The 16,651-nt window shown below is 55.5% G+C and carries 14 protein-coding genes; 9 read left to right on the top strand and 5 right to left on the bottom strand.

The window, feature by feature from the left end:
- Nucleotides 1-104: 104 nt before the first annotated feature.
- Nucleotides 105-947, top strand: coding sequence for a class I SAM-dependent methyltransferase (locus DTL42_RS03890; protein WP_114367362.1), 843 nt, complete (start codon nt 105-107; stop codon nt 945-947).
- Nucleotides 948-956: 9 nt separating this feature from the next.
- Entirely contained in the window at nt 957-1,742 is a 786-nt protein-coding gene (locus DTL42_RS03885) for a glycosyltransferase (RefSeq protein WP_114367361.1), read from the top strand.
- Nucleotides 1,743-1,755: 13 nt separating this feature from the next.
- Here DTL42_RS03885 and DTL42_RS03880 read toward each other — a convergent pair whose 3' ends face one another.
- Entirely contained in the window at nt 1,756-2,124 is a 369-nt protein-coding gene (locus DTL42_RS03880; protein WP_114367360.1) for a hypothetical protein, read from the bottom strand.
- A gap of 454 nt (nt 2,125-2,578) precedes the next feature.
- On the opposite strand from DTL42_RS03880, the gene DTL42_RS03875 reads away from it, so the two are divergent.
- Complete coding sequence (locus DTL42_RS03875) at nt 2,579-5,038, top strand: heavy metal translocating P-type ATPase (protein ID WP_114367359.1); 2,460 nt, start codon at nt 2,579-2,581, stop codon at nt 5,036-5,038.
- 88 nt (nt 5,039-5,126) lie between these two features.
- Here DTL42_RS03875 and DTL42_RS03870 read toward each other — a convergent pair whose 3' ends face one another.
- Nucleotides 5,127-5,735: a class I SAM-dependent methyltransferase gene (locus tag DTL42_RS03870; protein WP_114367358.1), complete on the bottom strand. Its 609-nt coding sequence runs from the start codon at nt 5,733-5,735 to the stop codon at nt 5,127-5,129.
- A gap of 164 nt (nt 5,736-5,899) precedes the next feature.
- Between DTL42_RS03870 and DTL42_RS03865 the strand changes: the two genes are divergently transcribed.
- Nucleotides 5,900-7,321, top strand: a complete 1,422-nt coding sequence (locus DTL42_RS03865; protein WP_114367357.1) for an MATE family efflux transporter — start codon at nt 5,900-5,902, stop codon at nt 7,319-7,321.
- An 8-nt stretch (nt 7,322-7,329) separates the two neighbouring features.
- On the opposite strand, the gene DTL42_RS03860 is transcribed toward DTL42_RS03865, so the two are convergent.
- Nucleotides 7,330-8,448, bottom strand: coding sequence for a 3-oxoacyl-ACP synthase III (locus DTL42_RS03860; RefSeq protein WP_114367356.1), 1,119 nt, complete (start codon nt 8,446-8,448; stop codon nt 7,330-7,332).
- Between the two features lie 532 nt (nt 8,449-8,980).
- On the opposite strand from DTL42_RS03860, the gene DTL42_RS03855 reads away from it, so the two are divergent.
- On the top strand, nt 8,981-9,733 hold the full coding sequence (locus DTL42_RS03855; protein WP_114367355.1) for a gamma-glutamyl-gamma-aminobutyrate hydrolase family protein: 753 nt from the start codon (nt 8,981-8,983) through the stop codon (nt 9,731-9,733).
- 190 nt (nt 9,734-9,923) lie between these two features.
- A complete protein-coding gene (locus DTL42_RS03850; RefSeq protein ID WP_158545220.1) occupies nt 9,924-11,105 on the top strand; it encodes an anhydro-N-acetylmuramic acid kinase in 1,182 nt (393 codons plus the stop codon).
- 10 nt (nt 11,106-11,115) lie between these two features.
- On the opposite strand, the gene DTL42_RS03845 is transcribed toward DTL42_RS03850, so the two are convergent.
- A complete protein-coding gene (locus tag DTL42_RS03845) occupies nt 11,116-12,876 on the bottom strand; it encodes a serine/threonine-protein kinase (RefSeq protein WP_234824062.1) in 1,761 nt (586 codons plus the stop codon).
- Complete coding sequence (locus tag DTL42_RS03840) at nt 12,824-13,474, bottom strand: ECF-type sigma factor (RefSeq protein ID WP_114367353.1); 651 nt, start codon at nt 13,472-13,474, stop codon at nt 12,824-12,826. Before DTL42_RS03840 ends, DTL42_RS03845 begins: the two co-directional genes overlap by 53 nt.
- A gap of 233 nt (nt 13,475-13,707) precedes the next feature.
- On the opposite strand from DTL42_RS03840, the gene DTL42_RS03835 reads away from it, so the two are divergent.
- Genes DTL42_RS03835 through DTL42_RS03825 form a run of 3 tightly spaced genes read left to right on the top strand, consistent with a single transcriptional unit; the run spans nt 13,708 to nt 16,632 of the window.
- Nucleotides 13,708-14,487, top strand: coding sequence for an OB-fold nucleic acid binding domain-containing protein (locus tag DTL42_RS03835; protein WP_114367352.1), 780 nt, complete (start codon nt 13,708-13,710; stop codon nt 14,485-14,487).
- Between the two features lie 59 nt (nt 14,488-14,546).
- Nucleotides 14,547-15,200 carry a response regulator transcription factor gene (locus DTL42_RS03830; RefSeq protein ID WP_114367351.1) on the top strand — a complete coding sequence of 218 codons (654 nt, stop codon included), beginning with the start codon at nt 14,547-14,549 and terminating at the stop codon, nt 15,198-15,200.
- Nucleotides 15,201-15,219: 19 nt separating this feature from the next.
- Complete coding sequence (locus DTL42_RS03825) at nt 15,220-16,632, top strand: sensor histidine kinase (RefSeq protein ID WP_158545219.1); 1,413 nt, start codon at nt 15,220-15,222, stop codon at nt 16,630-16,632.
- Nucleotides 16,633-16,651: the final 19 nt, after the last annotated feature.

Here is a 16,651-nt window from a genome sequence, read left to right as displayed (position 1 = left end):
TACATTTCCTTCCACGCATCAAGCAGCCGTTTCCGCCAGGAGCTTTTCCTCTGTCTAATCTCCCTCCGCAAGCCGAATCGTCCGAGGCCGAGTACGCCCAGGGGATGGATGCAGCGCAGTTTGAAACACACGCCGCTCACGAGCAAAAGCATTGGTGGTTTGTCGCGCGGCGGCAGATTCTCAGTCAGGTGCTGCTTGAACTTGCCCCGCCTGGCTCGCCGTTGTTGGACGTGGGCTGCGGCACTGGCGCGAATGCGGCTTGGTTTGCCGAGCAATTTCCGACCACCGGAATCGATGTCTCCCGCTATGCAATCGAGTTGGCCCGACAGCGTTTTCCCCAGGTTCGTTTCGCGTGTGGTACGATCGAAGACATTGAGCCAGAGACCTGCCAGCAGATTCGCTTGGTCACTCTGCTCGATGTGTTGGAACATGTTCCCGATGACTTGCAAGTCTTCTCGCAATTGCTCAGCCGTATTACGCTCGGCACCCATGTGGTGGTGACCGTGCCGGCGGGGAAAGATTTATGGAGCCCGCACGATCAGGCGCTGGGGCACTATCGACGCTATTCGGCGGAGCGGTTGTCTTTGGTCTGGAAAGGGCTGCCGGTCGAGTGCCGCTTGCTAACGCATTTCAATGCTCGGTTGTACGGACCGATCCGCCTAGTGCGATCTCTGACTCGCAAGCGTCAGCAAAGTGCCGGGCACCAAGGGACCGATCTGGCGTTGCCACCCAAGCCTATCAATGCCGCGCTGCGATATTGTTTTGCTGGGGAAGCGAAACGGATTGTGCGAAGCTTACAGCGGGGCGGAGCAGGGGGGTACGCGCACGGTGTTAGTCTGTTGGCCGTGCTAAAGCGTACCGAGGGAGAGGTCCGCGTAAGAACTCGCAGTCCAGAAGTGCCTGGCGACTATTACGATCCAATTACGAAGCGCTATCTGGAAGACTAACCACGCAATATGGAATCGGTACCCGATCATTCGACGGATTTGCCCAAGTGCATCTTGGTGGTTCCTTGCTACAACGAGGAAAAACGCTTACCGACCGGCTCGCTGGAAATCTTTCGACACCAGCACCCGAACGTGAAATTTCTGTTCGTCAACGATGGCAGCCACGACGGAACCCAATCGCTCCTAGAATCGCTCAAGAACACAGCGCCAGAAAGCTTCGATGTCGTGATGCTCGATCGAAACCGGGGCAAAGCCGAAGCGATTCGTTGTGGTATGCGGGAAGCGATCGCGCGGAAACCGGTTTATGTGGGCTTTTGGGATGCCGATCTTTCGACCCCGCTGGACGAAGTCCCTCGATTCCTACAACGGATGCAGCAGGACTCGAATATCGAAATGGTCATCGGTTCTCGCGTGCAACTATTAGGCCGCGAAATCTCGCGCCGGCTGACGCGGCATTACCTGGGACGTATCTTTGCGACCCTGGCCTCGCTGTCGCTGGGGCTGCCGGTCTACGACACACAGTGCGGGGCAAAATTGTTTCGGGTCACCCCGGCCCTGAGCGAAGTGTTCGACAAACCGTTTGCCAGCCGTTGGGTTTTCGATGTCGAGCTGCTAGATCGCTTTCTGCGTTTGCCGATAGCAGCAGACCAACCACCCCGAGGCCAACAGATTGTGGAAGTACCGTTGCAAAAATGGACCGACGTGGCAGGCTCGAAGCTAGGGACGCTCGACTGTCTGCAAGCCGCGTTCGATTTGCTGCGGCTGGCATTTCGCATTCGCGCGAGACCTCGTTAAAGGTAACTCCGAATTAAGTCTGCCAGTTCGCTTGCACAAGCGCTTCGGCACTAACGATCTTTGGGCACTTCCACTGATTGTAGATCATCCAATCGAAGAATTGAGATTCGACGGCAATGTGATAGTGGCGGATGTAATACAGAACGTCTCGTGACCAGCACCATTCGCCGTCGCTGTAAACATCGGGTGGAGCGATGGGGATCTTCCCGTCTTGAAATCGGTCGAAAGCACAACTCTCTGCTTCAAAAAGCATGGTCCCATTCATTAGGTATTGAAGTACCAGCTCTTCTTCATCCAGCGGTCCCATTAGTTGGAGTTCCCGCAAGTCTTGCAGAGCCGAATTCGGGCTACACTCCTCAAAAAATCCAAATCGCTTCAACATAGGTCACGTACCTCCGCACCACTCACTTGAAAGCTACACAAAGTTTCGATCAGGTGGCGATAAAGACGAGAAAGGAAGTCACCGGAAAGCAATCGCTCGTAAAAGATCACCTACCAGTTAATAGGTTTCCCCTAGCTGCTCCGCATGGCCCCTCTTCTCGCAAGTCTAGCAAATCCAAAAAGCGAAACACAAAGAAAATAACCCGCTGAAACCAAAATCAATTCCAGAAGGAGGGTGGTTCCTTATCTTGCGAAAAAAGGACCAATTCGTAGGCTAAACTGCGCAAGTTGGAACCAGGGAAGAATGGCTTACTTTGTGAATCTTCTTGCTCTTTTGCAGCATCGAAAGCAACTACTGGCTGGAATAGAATTTGCACGATTAAAGTGCATCGACTATCCGTCTGTTTAAGGGTTGCTAATTTTTGGCGATCCCTCGAAAAGGGGAAAGGTAGGAAATGGCCATCGATCCGATTTGTGGCATGAATGTGGACGAGTCGACTCGTTGGCGATCAACTCGTGATGGGCAAACGTTCTACTTTTGTTGCGAACACTGTCTCCACAAGTTTGAATCTGGGCAGACCAGCCAGCCAGAACCGCAACAACTCGTTACTTTAGGCGCACCCCCAGAGAAGAAGAGTTGTTGTCACGGCGGGCAGCACGATCATCATGGTCACGGCCATGCTGGCAAGAAGAAATCTACCTCCTCAGCCAAATATATTTGCCCCATGTGCGAAGGGGTGGAAAGCGAGACCCCAGGAGATTGCCCCAAGTGTGGCATGGCGTTGGAACGCAATCAGCCTGCCGGTCGACAAACCAAAACGGTTTATACTTGTCCGATGCACCCTGAGGTGCGGCAAGATCATCCTGGCAGTTGCCCAAAATGTGGCATGGATCTCGAACCGGAAACGGTTACTGCGGACGAGGAAGAAGACGATCCGGAGTTGTTCTGGATGACGGTTCGCTTTTGGGTGGCGGCTGGTTTGACCTTGCCCATTTTCGCCCTGGCCATGTTGCCCAAGGTGGGCGTTCAGATTGGTTTGCCGGCCGAGGTTACTCGCTGGATTCAGTTTGTCTTGGCGACCCCGGTGGTGGTGTGGTGTGGTTGGCCGTTCTTTGTGCGCGGGGCCAAGTCACTGAAGACGATGAACTTGAATATGTTCACGTTGATCTCGATCGGTGTCACGGCAGCGTACTTGTATAGTGTGGCGGCCACGCTGATGCCGGGGGCGATTCCGGATGAATTCCGCCATGGGGATGAGGTTCCTGTTTACTTTGAAGCGGCGGCCATGATCATTGCGCTGGTTTTGCTGGGGCAAGTGATTGAACTGCGAGCCCGCAAGAGGACCGGCAGCGCGATTCGCGAATTGATTAACCTGACGCCCCCGACGGCTCGGCTAATCGAGAATGGCGAAGAACGCGAAGTTCCTTTGAGCGAAGTTGCTACTGGGCAAGAACTGAAAGTGGTGCCAGGGGATAAAATCCCCGTCGATGGGGAAGTGATCTCGGGAAGTTCCTCGGTGGACGAGTCGATGATCACCGGCGAGGCCAACCCGATCTCGAAAAAAGAAGGGGACAACGTCATCGGCGGCACGGTCAATCAAAGTGGGACGCTCCGCATCAAAGCGACCAACGTCGGCGAAGACTCGGTCCTGTCACAAATCGTTACCATGGTCGGTCAGGCGCAACGCAGTCGGGCGCCGATTCAGCGTCTGGCCGATACTGTCTCGGGCTATTTTGTGCCCGCGATTGTGGGGACGTCGATCGTCACGTTTATTGTCTGGGCTATTTGGTCGCCGGCAGAGCCGCGTTTGGCTTTCGCCCTGCTGAATGCGGTGGCCGTGCTGATTGTCGCTTGCCCATGTGCGTTAGGCTTAGCTACGCCCATGTCCATTATGGTTGGTGTGGGGCGCGGAGCGAAGGAGGGTGTTCTGGTCAAAGAAGCCGCCGGGCTAGAGACCCTGCAGCAGGTCGATACCGTCGTGGTCGATAAAACAGGCACGTTGACCGAAGGGAAACCGAAGCTGACGCATGTGCAACCAACGGACAATTTCAGCGAAGAAGACCTCCTGAAATACGCTGCCGCCGTCGAGCAGAACAGCGAGCATCCCATCGGACAATCGATTGTTAACGGGGCGAAGGATCGCGAGATTCAAATTCCGGCAGCGACCGACTTCGATTCCACTACCGGGCAAGGGGTGCAAGCCCAAGTCGACGGCAAGCAAGTCGTTTGCGGCAAGCCATCGCTGTTGAAAGAGCATGGCGTCGATTTCACCGCCGAGGGCTCGCCCGAAGGGACAACCGTCTATCTCGCTATCGATGGCCAGTATGCCGGCTCGTTGGTGGTGAGCGACCCATTAAAAGCTTCCACCGAGGAGGCGATTCGTGCTTTGCACGACATGGGAATCCGCGTGGTCATGATGACCGGCGATAATCCCAAGGTGGCTGAAGCAATCGCTAAGAAGCTGAATATCGACGACTACCAAGCCGACCTCTCGCCGCAAGACAAGCACGACGGTATTGTGAAGCTGCGTGAGAAAGGAGCGAAGGTTGCCATGGCGGGCGACGGGATTAACGATGCCCCAGCGTTGGCCGCAGCCGATGTCGGGATCGCCATGGGGACCGGTACGGACGTGGCTATCGAAAGTGCCGCGATCACATTGATGGGGGGCGACTTGAATGGTGTCGTTAAGGCGTTTCGTCTGAGCCGCGGCGTGATGCGAAATATCAAACAAAACTTGTTCTTTGCGTTGGTCTACAACGGGGTGGGGGTACCCATCGCGGCTGGTATTCTGGTTCCCTTCTTCGGAATGCATGCGTTGTTGAACCCCATGTTCGCTGCTGCCGCAATGAGCTTCAGCTCGGTCAGCGTCATCGGCAACGCCCTGCGTCTGCGAGCAACCAACCTAACCGAGTAGGGTCCGCTGAGCGGACCGAAGATATCGGTTGACTTTGTGAGAGCATAGGGCAGCGGTCCGCACAGCGGACCCTACCTTGTTTGCATGGTTACTTCGGTTTGCGGCCAATGAACTGGGTGACGTAGGCGTTGCCGGTGTGGAAGGTTCCTTCGGTGACTTCTCGTTCCAGTTCGGCAGCATGCAGAACTTCAAGGTCCGGAAAATGATTGCGAATGATCTCAAGCGTCATGAGCATGTCCACATCCTTGGGCCCGCCGGTACCGTACGCAAGCTGTTTCGGATGGTACGACTCGAGCAGGAACACGCCGTTCTCTTTTAACGCATTAAATACCTGTGGATAGATGTCTGCTTGAACGGTCGAGGGAAGATGGGCTGAGATCGAGATAACCGCATCCCATCGTTGTTGGCCGAAGTCGAACTTGCTCAAATCAGCCAGATGGTACTCGATTGATACGCCTTGTTGTTCCGCTAAGCGTTCCGCTTTCTTCTTCCCTTCTGCGGAAACATCGACACCACTGACTTGGTATCCCAGCCGGGCGAGAAAGACCGCATTGCGACCTTCCCCTTCGCACAAGCAAAGCACACGCCCTGATGGTGGCAAATAGTGAATCGATTCGGCCAGGAACGAGTTAGGCTCGGTGCCGTAGACATATTCCGATTGGCCAAACCGCTCGTCCCAAAACGACTGCACATCCATCGAAGTTTTCCTTCTGTCAGGCATCAATCGAGATTGTGAATTGTCTTTTGATGATGAAACCATTGCGGAGGTCACACCGTTTTCGTTTTTAACGGGGTAGACCTGGCCCAAGCATCCTCAATAATGACTTATCCTGATTCTGCATCTATGAAATAACCTCTCCCATGCCACGCGATCGCCAAAAACTCTTTCTGGAAGGCCCCATTGGGGTGGCGTTGTTTCGCCTGGCGGTCCCCATCATTCTGGCCAACGTCCTGCAAACCGGCTATCAGCTGACCGATGCTTTTTGGGTTGGGCGGCTCGGTGCTTCTGCGGTGGCGGCCGTTTCGGTGAGCTTTCCGGTGACGTTCTTGGTGATTGCGCTAGGTTCCGGCCTGGGCATTGCCGGGGCCACGCTTTCGGCTCAGTACATGGGAGCCGGGCGGCAAGATATGGTCAATCATGTCGCGGCGCAAACGATGCTGATGGTTTTCGTCACGTCGGTCATTCTTGGAACCACCGGCTACTTGCTTGCCCCGTATCTGTTGCACTGGATGGGAGTTGAAGCGGACGTCTATCGCGATGCGCTCGCGTTCATGCGGGTTGCTTTCGTGGGGATCATTTTTGTTTTCCTGTTCGCCATGTTCCAAGCATTGATGCGAGGAATTGGTCAGACCACGATTCCGCTGTTGATCGTCCTGGGGACGGTGCTGCTGAACATTGTGCTCGATCCAATGTTCATCTTTGGCTGGGGGCCCATTCCAGAGCAAGGTGTCCGCGGCGCGGCATTGGCGACGCTTGCCACGCAAGGAATTGCCGCGCTGGTGGGGATGATCGTGTTCTTAATGGGGCGGCATGGAATCAAATTGCGCTGGGCCGATTTTCGGCCTGATTTGCCTTACATCCGTCGGGCATTCTTGCTGGGGGCACCTGGCTCGGTCGAGCTTTCTACCCGCGCATTAGGTTTGATCGTGCTTTCGTTTCTGGTGGCCAGCTTCGGAACAGTCACCATTGCTTCGTACGGGGTGGGGGCGAACGTGTTGCAGTTTGTGATGATCCCGGCGATGGGGCTGTCGATGGCCGTCTCAACCCTTGTTGGGCAGAACATCGGGGCCGGTAATATCGCTCGCGCCACGAAAGTTGCGATCCTCGGAGCGTGCTGGGGCTTTGGAATCTTGACTTCGGTTGGAATCGTGGCCTTCCTTTTTGCCCCCAATATTGTCGCCTTCTTTGTGCCGAACGATCAGGCTGTGATCGAGCATGGGGCCGAGTTCATTCGGGTGATGAGCTTGGCTTGGGGCGGGCTGGGAATTCAGCTGTGCATGATCGCTACGTTTCGCGCGTCAGGCAATTTTCTGATTTCGATGGTAATCGCCCTGGTCTCGCAGTGGATGCTGCAGTTTCCGGTGGCTTACATCTTGTCGAAGCATACACCACTGGAAGCCAACGGCATCTGGTGGTCGTTTCCCGTGATGCACAGCGTGATGGCCGTTGTGGCGGCGGCTTGGTTTGCCCAAGGAGGCTGGAAGAAAACCCGCCTCACCGCCGCCGATCAGCAAGTTCGCAAAGTTGCCGAAGAAACGATCGTGGAAGATGGCATGCCTTAGCACACGGGTTAAGAAGCAGCGAGCGCGCCACTCTTTTCCATCCCTGCTGGCATCTCGCCGGTTCCGCTAACGAGCGTGGTTTGCCACTGGGCACCCAACATCACGCAGTTAATGCCAGAACCAATCCCCAGTAGGGCGACATTCTGCCCAGCTTCTAGGAACTGCGTTTGGGCCGCCAGGGCCAGCGCGGTGGGTAATGCTGCTGCGCCGGTGTTGCCAAGCCACTGCACGGTGGCGAAGTCGTTATCGAGCGACAAGCCGAGCTTCTCTAGCACTAAGCGGCGGTGTGTTTGGCCAACTTGGTGGCAGATGGTGCGGTCGATCTGATCGGGGCTCCAGCCGGTTTCGCCCAGGAAGTCGGCGAAAGTCGCAGCCCCGGTGGCGATTCCTTCGGCCATCAGCTTTTCGGAATCGGTTTGCATCAGCGGATTGCCCACGCCGGTCTCGTTCTTGCCGGCGATGCTATGGCACAGATCGTGATGCTGCGTATGAGCGCGAACGCCAGCACCGATCAGTTGGTTGCCGGTGCGGCTGAGTTCTTTATTGCACAGAATCATTGCGCAACTGGCCGACCCAATCGTCAGCGAGGCTACCGCCAGTTTGATGTCGTTGCGGCTGAGATTGGTGCTGTCGTTGAGTGTGGCAATCGTGTTGTCGACCAGGTGCCGTCCGCTTTCCGTACCGACAACGATCCCAGCTTTGATTTGCCCGAGCTCGATCATGTTGGCGATTTGAATTGCGCCATTGAGAATCCCGAGACACGCATTCGAGACATCGTACACCACGCAGTCTTGCGGCAGGCCCAACGCATGATGCACGCGGCAAGCGGTGGCTGGTTCCAGAAAGTCGCGGCAGACCGAGCCGTGAATCAATGCCCCGATATCGGCAGGATCAATCCCCGTGGCGGCCATGGCATTGCGGGCTGAATGAATGCTGACATCGCCAGGCTGAACCGTTTCCGGAAAGAAACGACGCTGGGCGATGCCGGTCATCAGCTCTAATCGCCCTTCAGGAAGCCTTAGCCGCTTGTAGAGGGGCTCTAGCCGCTGTTCGATCTCGGTCGAAGTGACAATCTCGTCAGGCAGACAATAGCCCAACCCTTCGATGCAAACGTTCTGATATTTCATGCCGACTCAAAACTGGCCAGAAACTCGATACTAAAACGATTTATCATACCGGTTTAGTGCCTGTCGCGGAACCAACAGCCCATTTGAATCTGCTGATGCCCTACCGGTGGTGAAGTGCGGGTGACGGCGTCGCTAGCTGGAAGATTTGGCGACAGCATGTCGCTAGCGGTACAAGATATAGAAAAAGCTTGGCAAACCGTAACGGATCAGTAGACTTCTCCACATCTTGTGATTGATCTGGGAACGCGACGGAACGTTGCGATCTGATCAAGGCTCATGATAGGGAGGTCATCGCTTCAGCCAAACCCAGGATGGGTATCTGCGATAAGCTTGGTACGGTACTGCTATGTTGTCGGACTAACTACATAGTGTTATCGGCTGATCAGCGGCAAAAGTTTTGGACGAACTTTGCCAATTGCCAGGCAGACTATCGCAAATTCTCTTTTTTGGGCCAAGCCGAATGCGGGCGATCTATTGAGTCTTGGGAAGATTTTCCTTTATTTGGTGCATGACGCGCCCGAGGAGTCCCCAGATGTTTTCAAAACCTGTTATTGGTTTGAATGCTAACTTTCGGAATGCAACCCATGATCGGCCTGCATTCTCCTTCATTTCCGCCGGTTACTTTGATGCAGTGATTGCGGCGGGTGGGATTCCTGTGGTCCTTCCTCCGGTCGGCAACGCCGAAGATCAGCAAGCTGTTTTGCAGCGGCTGGACGGTGTGGTGTTGATTGGTGGTCCGGATTTGGATCCTAATCGGGACGGTTTTATGCGTCACGCTTCCATTCGCATGATGGAACCGCGTCGAGAAGAAGCCGATCGTTCGATGATGAAAGTAATCGCGCAGATGCGTTTGCCGGTGTTCGGGATTGGTGTCGGGATGCAATTGATCAACGTTGCCATGGGTGGCAATTTGTTCATGCACATTCCTGAAGACCTACCGGGCGCTTTGCCGCATCACGACACGATCGACAAGCATCACCGTCACGGACTAGAAGTGGTCCCTGGCACCCTGATGGAGAAAATCTTCGGCGATGGCGAAGTTCGCGTGAACAGCAGCCATCATATGGCGATCGACGAATTGGCCCCAGGTTTTATCGTCTCGGCACGTAGCCCAGATGGTGTGATCGAAGCGATCGAATCGGCTCACGACGATTGGTTTGCCATCGGTACGCAATTCCATCCGGAAGCCGAGTCGGCTTCGGCGTTGGATCAGCGCATTTTTGAAGAGTTCGTCGAAGGCGTTGTCGCGGGTAAAACCGGCAGCGTTGGCGTTGCTGCTGCCTAGTGCAAGGGAAGCAGTTCGCACGATCAGCAAGGGGAAAGCAGGAACCGCAGGCCTTTGGTTCCTGCTTCCCTCTCTTTATCTTTCTTCGAGGAAACTATCCCTCTAACCGGTTGGGGCTCGGATGCCTCCTAATACGCTCGGATTTTCGAGTTTCGCGGATCAAGCGCGGCGCTACTTCGTAGGCACCGCGATGACTCCCTGTCTGCGCTTTACCAGCGGGGCTATCTTGAAAGTCGACGGGCGTGGTCTGAATGCCGGTTTTGAACTGATTCAACAACTCAACGTCCGCACGCCACCGGATGTGCGCGCGTTGTTAGAGCAGGGTGGGGCAGGGCTAACCGTTGGCACGCAGCTTCCCGGTTTGGCTTCCCGGCTTGTCGCTGAGCTACAAGTGGTGAACGTCGAACGGCTGCTGAATTCGTGTGGTGTCTCGGCAGAAAAGGTCTCGGCCATTGGTCAGCGGGGCCCCGTTTGTGGACGTGAATTTTGGAAACAAACCGGTACCGCGATCGCGATTGGTGACCCTACGATCTTAGCCGAAGCAACCGGTGTGACGGTGGTCGACCACTTCGAGCAGCGTGATGTCGTGAAAGGGGGCTCGGCCTGCGGAATTGACGTATTGCCGATGTGGCTGCTGCTCACCAAAGCGGTCGATTCGTACAGTGCCCGACCAACCGTGGTGGTTCGGCTTGATCAGGCGATCGAGCTGTTTTATTTGCCAGCCCGGCGGAAGAATCGCCACATGCCGGCACTCGCGTATCGCAATATCGGCCCTGGCTTCGCTTTGCTACAGCGTCTGCAAGATTTGTGTGGAGACAAGTACGACCAAAATCAATCGCTGGGCACTCGTCTCACGCAGTTCATGGAATCGCTTGATATCTGCGAGGTTTCGACCGACTCGCATGATCAGATGAATCACCTGATCGAGTCGGTCAGGCAGCAAATGCCAGAGCTTCTCGCTTCGAGCGTAACCCTCAACCAGGCCATGGAAGCGTATTGGGCCGAGCATATCCATCGCCAGATTCTCGAACACTTCCCCACGACGCCTGAGTTCGCCGAGATCGTGATCCTAGGACGTGGAGCCCGCCGCGAAGCACTCGTCAAACGCCTCGCCGAGAAATTCGAAGGCATTCCCCTTTCCACCGAAGTCTCCCGCGGCTGGATCTCTGGCGCGACAGGAGCCTCCATCGCCGCGATCTTCGCCGCGATGCACATCGACCAGGTCAGCGGCAACTTACCCGACTTAACCGGCGCAACCGCCGCCAGGGTCCTCGGACGCATCACGCCTGGCAATGCCGCCAACTGGCGCGGGCTGCTCACGCAAATGGAAGTCGCATCGCACCAAACGTTGCCGCTGCGCGATGCGGTTTAGATCGCTGCGTTCATTGAATCTGAGCCTGTTCTATTTCTTCGAGGGCCAGATACGCGTTGGAGATACTTTTACCGCCAAGCTTGCGCCGCCAAGATTCCGCCGCAGCGTTGCCAGAGCGGACGACGTTCCAAAACAGTCCTGCGGAAACAGCAAAACCAACGATACCCACCACTAGCGAAGGAATCAGGCAGTTGGGATGCAGGACAAAGTCAAACCCTAGGGCGACGGCAACCGGAATCCACATCAGCCACCACACGAAGCCAATGAGCGTGGCCGCGATGAGGTGACGTGTTTGCAGTTTGTCGAGCTTGCCACGGATGTCAGCGACTGATTTCGAGTAATCAACGCGACGGATGTGGGTGCAAACCATTGCTGACTGGGCGATCACCAGTACGCCGTAGACATGCAGAATCAAACCGCATACTAAGCGATGAGGAACATACGTGTTTTGCGTCCAGCAGTATGCTCCTAGGACGATGAGCGCAATACCAACGAGCAGCTGCACAATCTGTCCGCGAAATAACGGACGAAGCGACTTCTCGACACGCTCCATCAGTTGACGACGCGTCAGCAGCAAGCGGCCGGCTAACTCTTGTTCGGCCAGGCTGGGGGACGACGGCTGACTGGCAGGCGTCGTTTCTCTCGCAACCGTTTCCGCCACCGTGGCGCGTGTTGTGGATGTGATCGATTGCACGTCCGACTTGATTTGACTGGCCTGTTGGTAACGACGCTGCGGTTCTTTTTCCAGCGTGCGCAGAACCACTTCATCGAGACGCACGTCGATATCGACTATCTGCGATGGAACCGCGAAACGCCCGAGCGGCAGTTCGCCGGTCAGCATTTCGTAAAAGACGACTCCCAGCGAATAGATATCGGCCCGGTGATCGATGTTCCGCGAACCTTCTAAGTGCTCTGGCGCCATGTACCGCGGTGTCCCCATCACTTGATGGGTGCCGGTCAGCAGATCGTGCTGGCTCTCGCTTCCCAAAATCCGCGAAAGACCAAAGTCAGCGATCTTCACCGTGCCGTCGGCGGCCAGCAAGATGTTCTCTGGCTTGATGTCGCGGTGGATTACTCCTTTGTCGTGGGCGTACTGCAACGCATCGCACAGGTGAGGCACAATCGCCAGGGCATGTGCTGGTGCTAACTGACCAGCCCGAACCACATCGCGCAGGGTAGAGCCTGCCACAAATTCCATCAGGAAATAGTAAGTCTCCTCGACATGGCCGAACTCGTATACCGACACAATGTTGGGATGGTTCAACCGGGCCAGGGTGCGGGCTTCGCGGGTAAAACGAAGGGCGAACTTGACGTCGCGTCCCAGTTCTTCCGGCAAAACCTTCAGCGCCACCAGACGATCGAGACCAGGCTGCCGCGCCTTGTAAACGGCCCCCATGCCGCCAGCGCCGATCAGCTCGATAATCTCTAGCGAAGGGAACAACTCGGCCAGGCGTCCGACGGTGGGTGGTTGGAAACCGCCAGAATTCGGCTCGGCGGTCGCTAACGCATCGTTTACGACACTGGCATCTTCTGGAAAACGCTCAAGGTACTCTTGTTTCGTCGGCATTTCGCTGCGGCGACGCCGGTAATCGATCTCCAGCACAATCAATTCCGCTAGCAGAACGTCACGTTCGCCAGAGGAGAGATCTGCGGTAAGCAGCGATTCGATCTTGGGGGGCTCGTTGGCTTGCCATTGGCGTTCAAACGAGGCGCAGATTTCATCTATGCGTTCCAGAGTCGCAATCGGAAGTTTTTTCTGGCGGATGCTCATCTATTTCGACCAATTCCTGCTGACATTTTTCACGAATCAGGTGCAAACGACGCTCGATCGTCCGCTCCGAGCATCCAAAACGCTGGGCAAGTTCGGCGTTGGAATACCCTTCTAACTTGGCACCCGCCAAATCGCGAAGCTGCCCGACACCTAAATGCGAAAAAAAATGTTCGACCGCTTCCTGCATCATCAGCACCATTTCAGGAGAGGGCTCGTCGCCAATCGCCTCCCAGATGCTTCCGTCCTCCCGGGGCTGGTCCAAAGAGTGGAGCTGCACCGCTCCCCCCCGACGCTGCCGCGTATCATGCCGCCGCTTATCAATCACCTTACGGGCCGCCATCCGCAGCAGCAATCGCCACAGGTCGTCCCGGTCAGCCAAGTCCGGAAACTGCCCGTTCTCGGCGGCGTTGTAGAAGCTATCGAAGACGCTCAGCACGATATCTTCTTCGTCCGAGACCGCCCGATTCTGCCCCGCCAACCGGCCACGCACGGCCCGCACCAGCCGATCGAAATAAAGCTGCCAAATCTGATTGGCCGCAGCCGAATTCCCGGCCTTCACCAAATCGATCCAGTGGCTAACGTTCGTGCTTTTGGACATTTATCTAAGTTCGACCGTGACAATATAGGCAAACAGCTAAGGGAGTTCAGCTTTCATATTACCACACGCCCAGGTCGAATCGAACTCACGTTCGTCTCGTCTGCGATCACCTGCCGAGCTTTCATCTGAGATTAAGGTTCGGCTCTTACACTTGCCGTACGAGGTTGAAAGTGCTGTTCGTGTGGCGGCATAACGCTGCCAACTTTCATCCACCCAAAGTAGGAGTATTCTCGATGAAAACGATGGTTATGGTAGGTATCGGAATGACGGCAATTGCTTTTGTCGCTACCAGTATTGGCACGATGTTCGTCCTGGCACAACCTCCGGAACGACGTGAAGTTTCGGATCGAATTGAAGGCAAGATTGTCGAGCCGGTGCTGAACGATCACGGCGATGCGGAGGGGTGGAAGCTGGAAGACGGGCAAATTCTGCACTTGCCTCCGCATGCTTTTCGCGAACTATCGAAAGAGGTATCCCCTGGCGACACCGTGCGAGCGGCGGTCGCCAGCAAGCGATTACCTGACGGCCGAGAAGTCAAAGAAATCGTGTCGCTGCAGGTGGGTGATAAGACGTTAACAGTTCACCCGCCTCGTCGACCAAAACCAGGTTTGGTGCCACCTCCCCATGATCCAGCAAAGGAAAAACCGATGAAAGCCAACGGAACAATTACTGAGTTTCACAAGAACCCCCACGGCGATGTCGATGGATTTACGCTTGACGATGGAACCGACGTGATGTTTCCGCCCCACAATGCCGAGGCGGTCGAACAGGCTTGCCAGGTAGGGAGCGAGGTGCATGTGAAAGGGCATCGCCACGAAACGCCAGAGGGAGATATTCACCTTCAAGCCGATGAAATCACCAGCGGCGATCAGGTCATTCGGTTGGAGCGACCAAAGCCCCCGAAACCTCCCAAGCATGGTCCAGCCGGCGAGCCTGGCATTAGCCACAAGCAAGCCGACGACATCTTGCACGAGTTGCGGGCCATCCGCCGCTTGCTGGAAGAGCGTGCTTAACCGATACTCGGCATAAACCGTTGCAAACTGTCCCGCTTACTTGATCGAATCGATTGGCCGTGCGAGTTCTCCTGATTGAAGATCAAGCCGATTTACAGCGTATTGTCCGCGATATGCTGGAAGAAGAAGGCTATGCCGTCGACACTTGTAGCGACGGCATGGCGGGATTCGCGCGAGCGATGAGTTGCGATTACGACGCGATCGTGCTCGATTTGATGCTGCCCAAAATGGATGGCCGGGAACTGTTGGAACGCCTGCGAGAACGACGCAACACACCGGTGCTGATCCTGTCAGCACTGGACGAACTTGCCGATCGTTGCCATGGATTAGACCTTGGTGCAGACGACTATTTACCGAAGCCGTTTCGCCATGAGGAACTGCTGGCTCGCTTGCGCGCGTTAATCCGCCGGGCGGCTGGCCAGGCGAATCCGCAAATCGAAATCGGAAACGTTTCGATCGATACCCGCGCGAAAACGGTCAGCTTAAACGGCAAGGTCGTCTCTTTGACGACCCGCGAATATAGCTTGCTGGAATACCTGGCCATGCATCGTGGCCGCGTGATTACCCGGAACGAATTGTTCGATCACCTTTTCGACGAGATCGACGAAATTAACTCGAACATGCTCGATGTTTATATCTCGTATCTTCGCAAGAAGCTTGGTAACGGGCTAATCACCACACGGCGTGGTCTTGGTTATCTTATCCCCAAATAGCACCTCACAAACGATGCTTATGCCACAACAAAAACCGACATTGGCCAAACTATTGTTGTGGTCTCATCTGGCGATCGCCGCACTCACCTTACTGGCGTTCGCCGTGGTCGTGTTTGTCATGTATTACCGGACAACCTGCGCCAAGGTCGAGTCAGAGTTATTGGGCTTGGCGGAAGTCCTCTCGCAGGAACTTCAGCGGGGCGTCGCGCCGCAGGCGTTGACGATTCCCGAGGTGATTGTGCACCGCTTAGGACCAGCCCCGCGCGATCGCGCGTTTTGGGTGGTTTATGGCCAGGGCAACCAAGTCTTGGCCAGCCATGGTGAAGTGGATCCTTCTTTGGAAAATGAACCTCAATCGAGACGCCATCAAGGAAAGCACCCTTACCATGCCGAACGGCGCGGGCGGCAGTTTCTGTTGTGGACTTCAACCAGCGATGGCGGACAACTGTTGGTTGGCAGACCAATGGCCAAAGAGTTTGACGAGTTTTTCTGGCTCGCGGGCTATCTGGTGCTTGTCGTGGCAGTGGGGCTGCTGGTTAGCGGGCTGTTGGCGATTGCCATTTCGCGCCGAATCGCCCAACCGATCGAGACCTTCGCTCTGCAAGCAACGCAGATCACGCATCGACATCTCGACGAACGCCTAGAGACAGAGCAAGTTACCCGCGAGATGACAACCTTGGCGTTGTCTTTCAACCAGATGCTCGATCAATTGCAAGCCGCATTCACCAAGCAGCGTCAGTTCACATCGGATGCTGCGCATGAACTGCGGACGCCGATTGCCGTGATTGCTTCGCAGTGCGATCTAAGCTTGTCCAAACCACGCGAGGCAGACCATTATCGGAATGCCCTAGGAACCTGTCGTGATGCCGCATCGCATATGCAGGTACTCGTCGATCAACTGTTGCAACTAGCCCGTCTCGGTCAAGCAGGTAGCCAAGTTACCCAGCGCACGCCAGTTGATCTATGCGAACTGACACGTCAGGTGGTTCGGCAACTGCAGCCTCTGGCGATGGAAAGCGATATCGAGCTAAATGTCGATGCCGAACCAAACGCGGTGGTAGTGGCCAATGCTACGCAAATGAGGCAACTGCTGTTTAACGTTATTCGCAATGCGATTCAGTTTAGCCACCCCAAGCAAAGCGTTGAAATTTACGTGGCACGACAGACAGATCAGGTCTTGGTAACGGTGCAAGATCATGGCATCGGCATCGCTGCCGACCAACTACAACACATCTGCGATCGCTTTTACCAAGTGGAAAAAGCCCGGACCACTTCCGCAACTCGGGGCGTGGGCCTGGGATTAAGCATCGCATCCGAAATCGTCGCCGCACATCAAGCAACCCTCGAATTCAAATCGCAGCCGGAAGAAGGGACGGAGGTTTGTCTACGATTCCCACTGGGGGCCCTCGAGAATCGCATAGCGTGCATGTGAAAGAAAACCAAGAAAAAAG

This window comes from Bremerella cremea (genome assembly GCF_003335505.1).
GTDB lineage: Bacteria > Planctomycetota > Planctomycetia > Pirellulales > Pirellulaceae > Bremerella > Bremerella cremea_A.
Note: the sequence above shows the minus strand (reverse complement) of the source record. Positions and strands in the feature narration are given on the sequence as shown.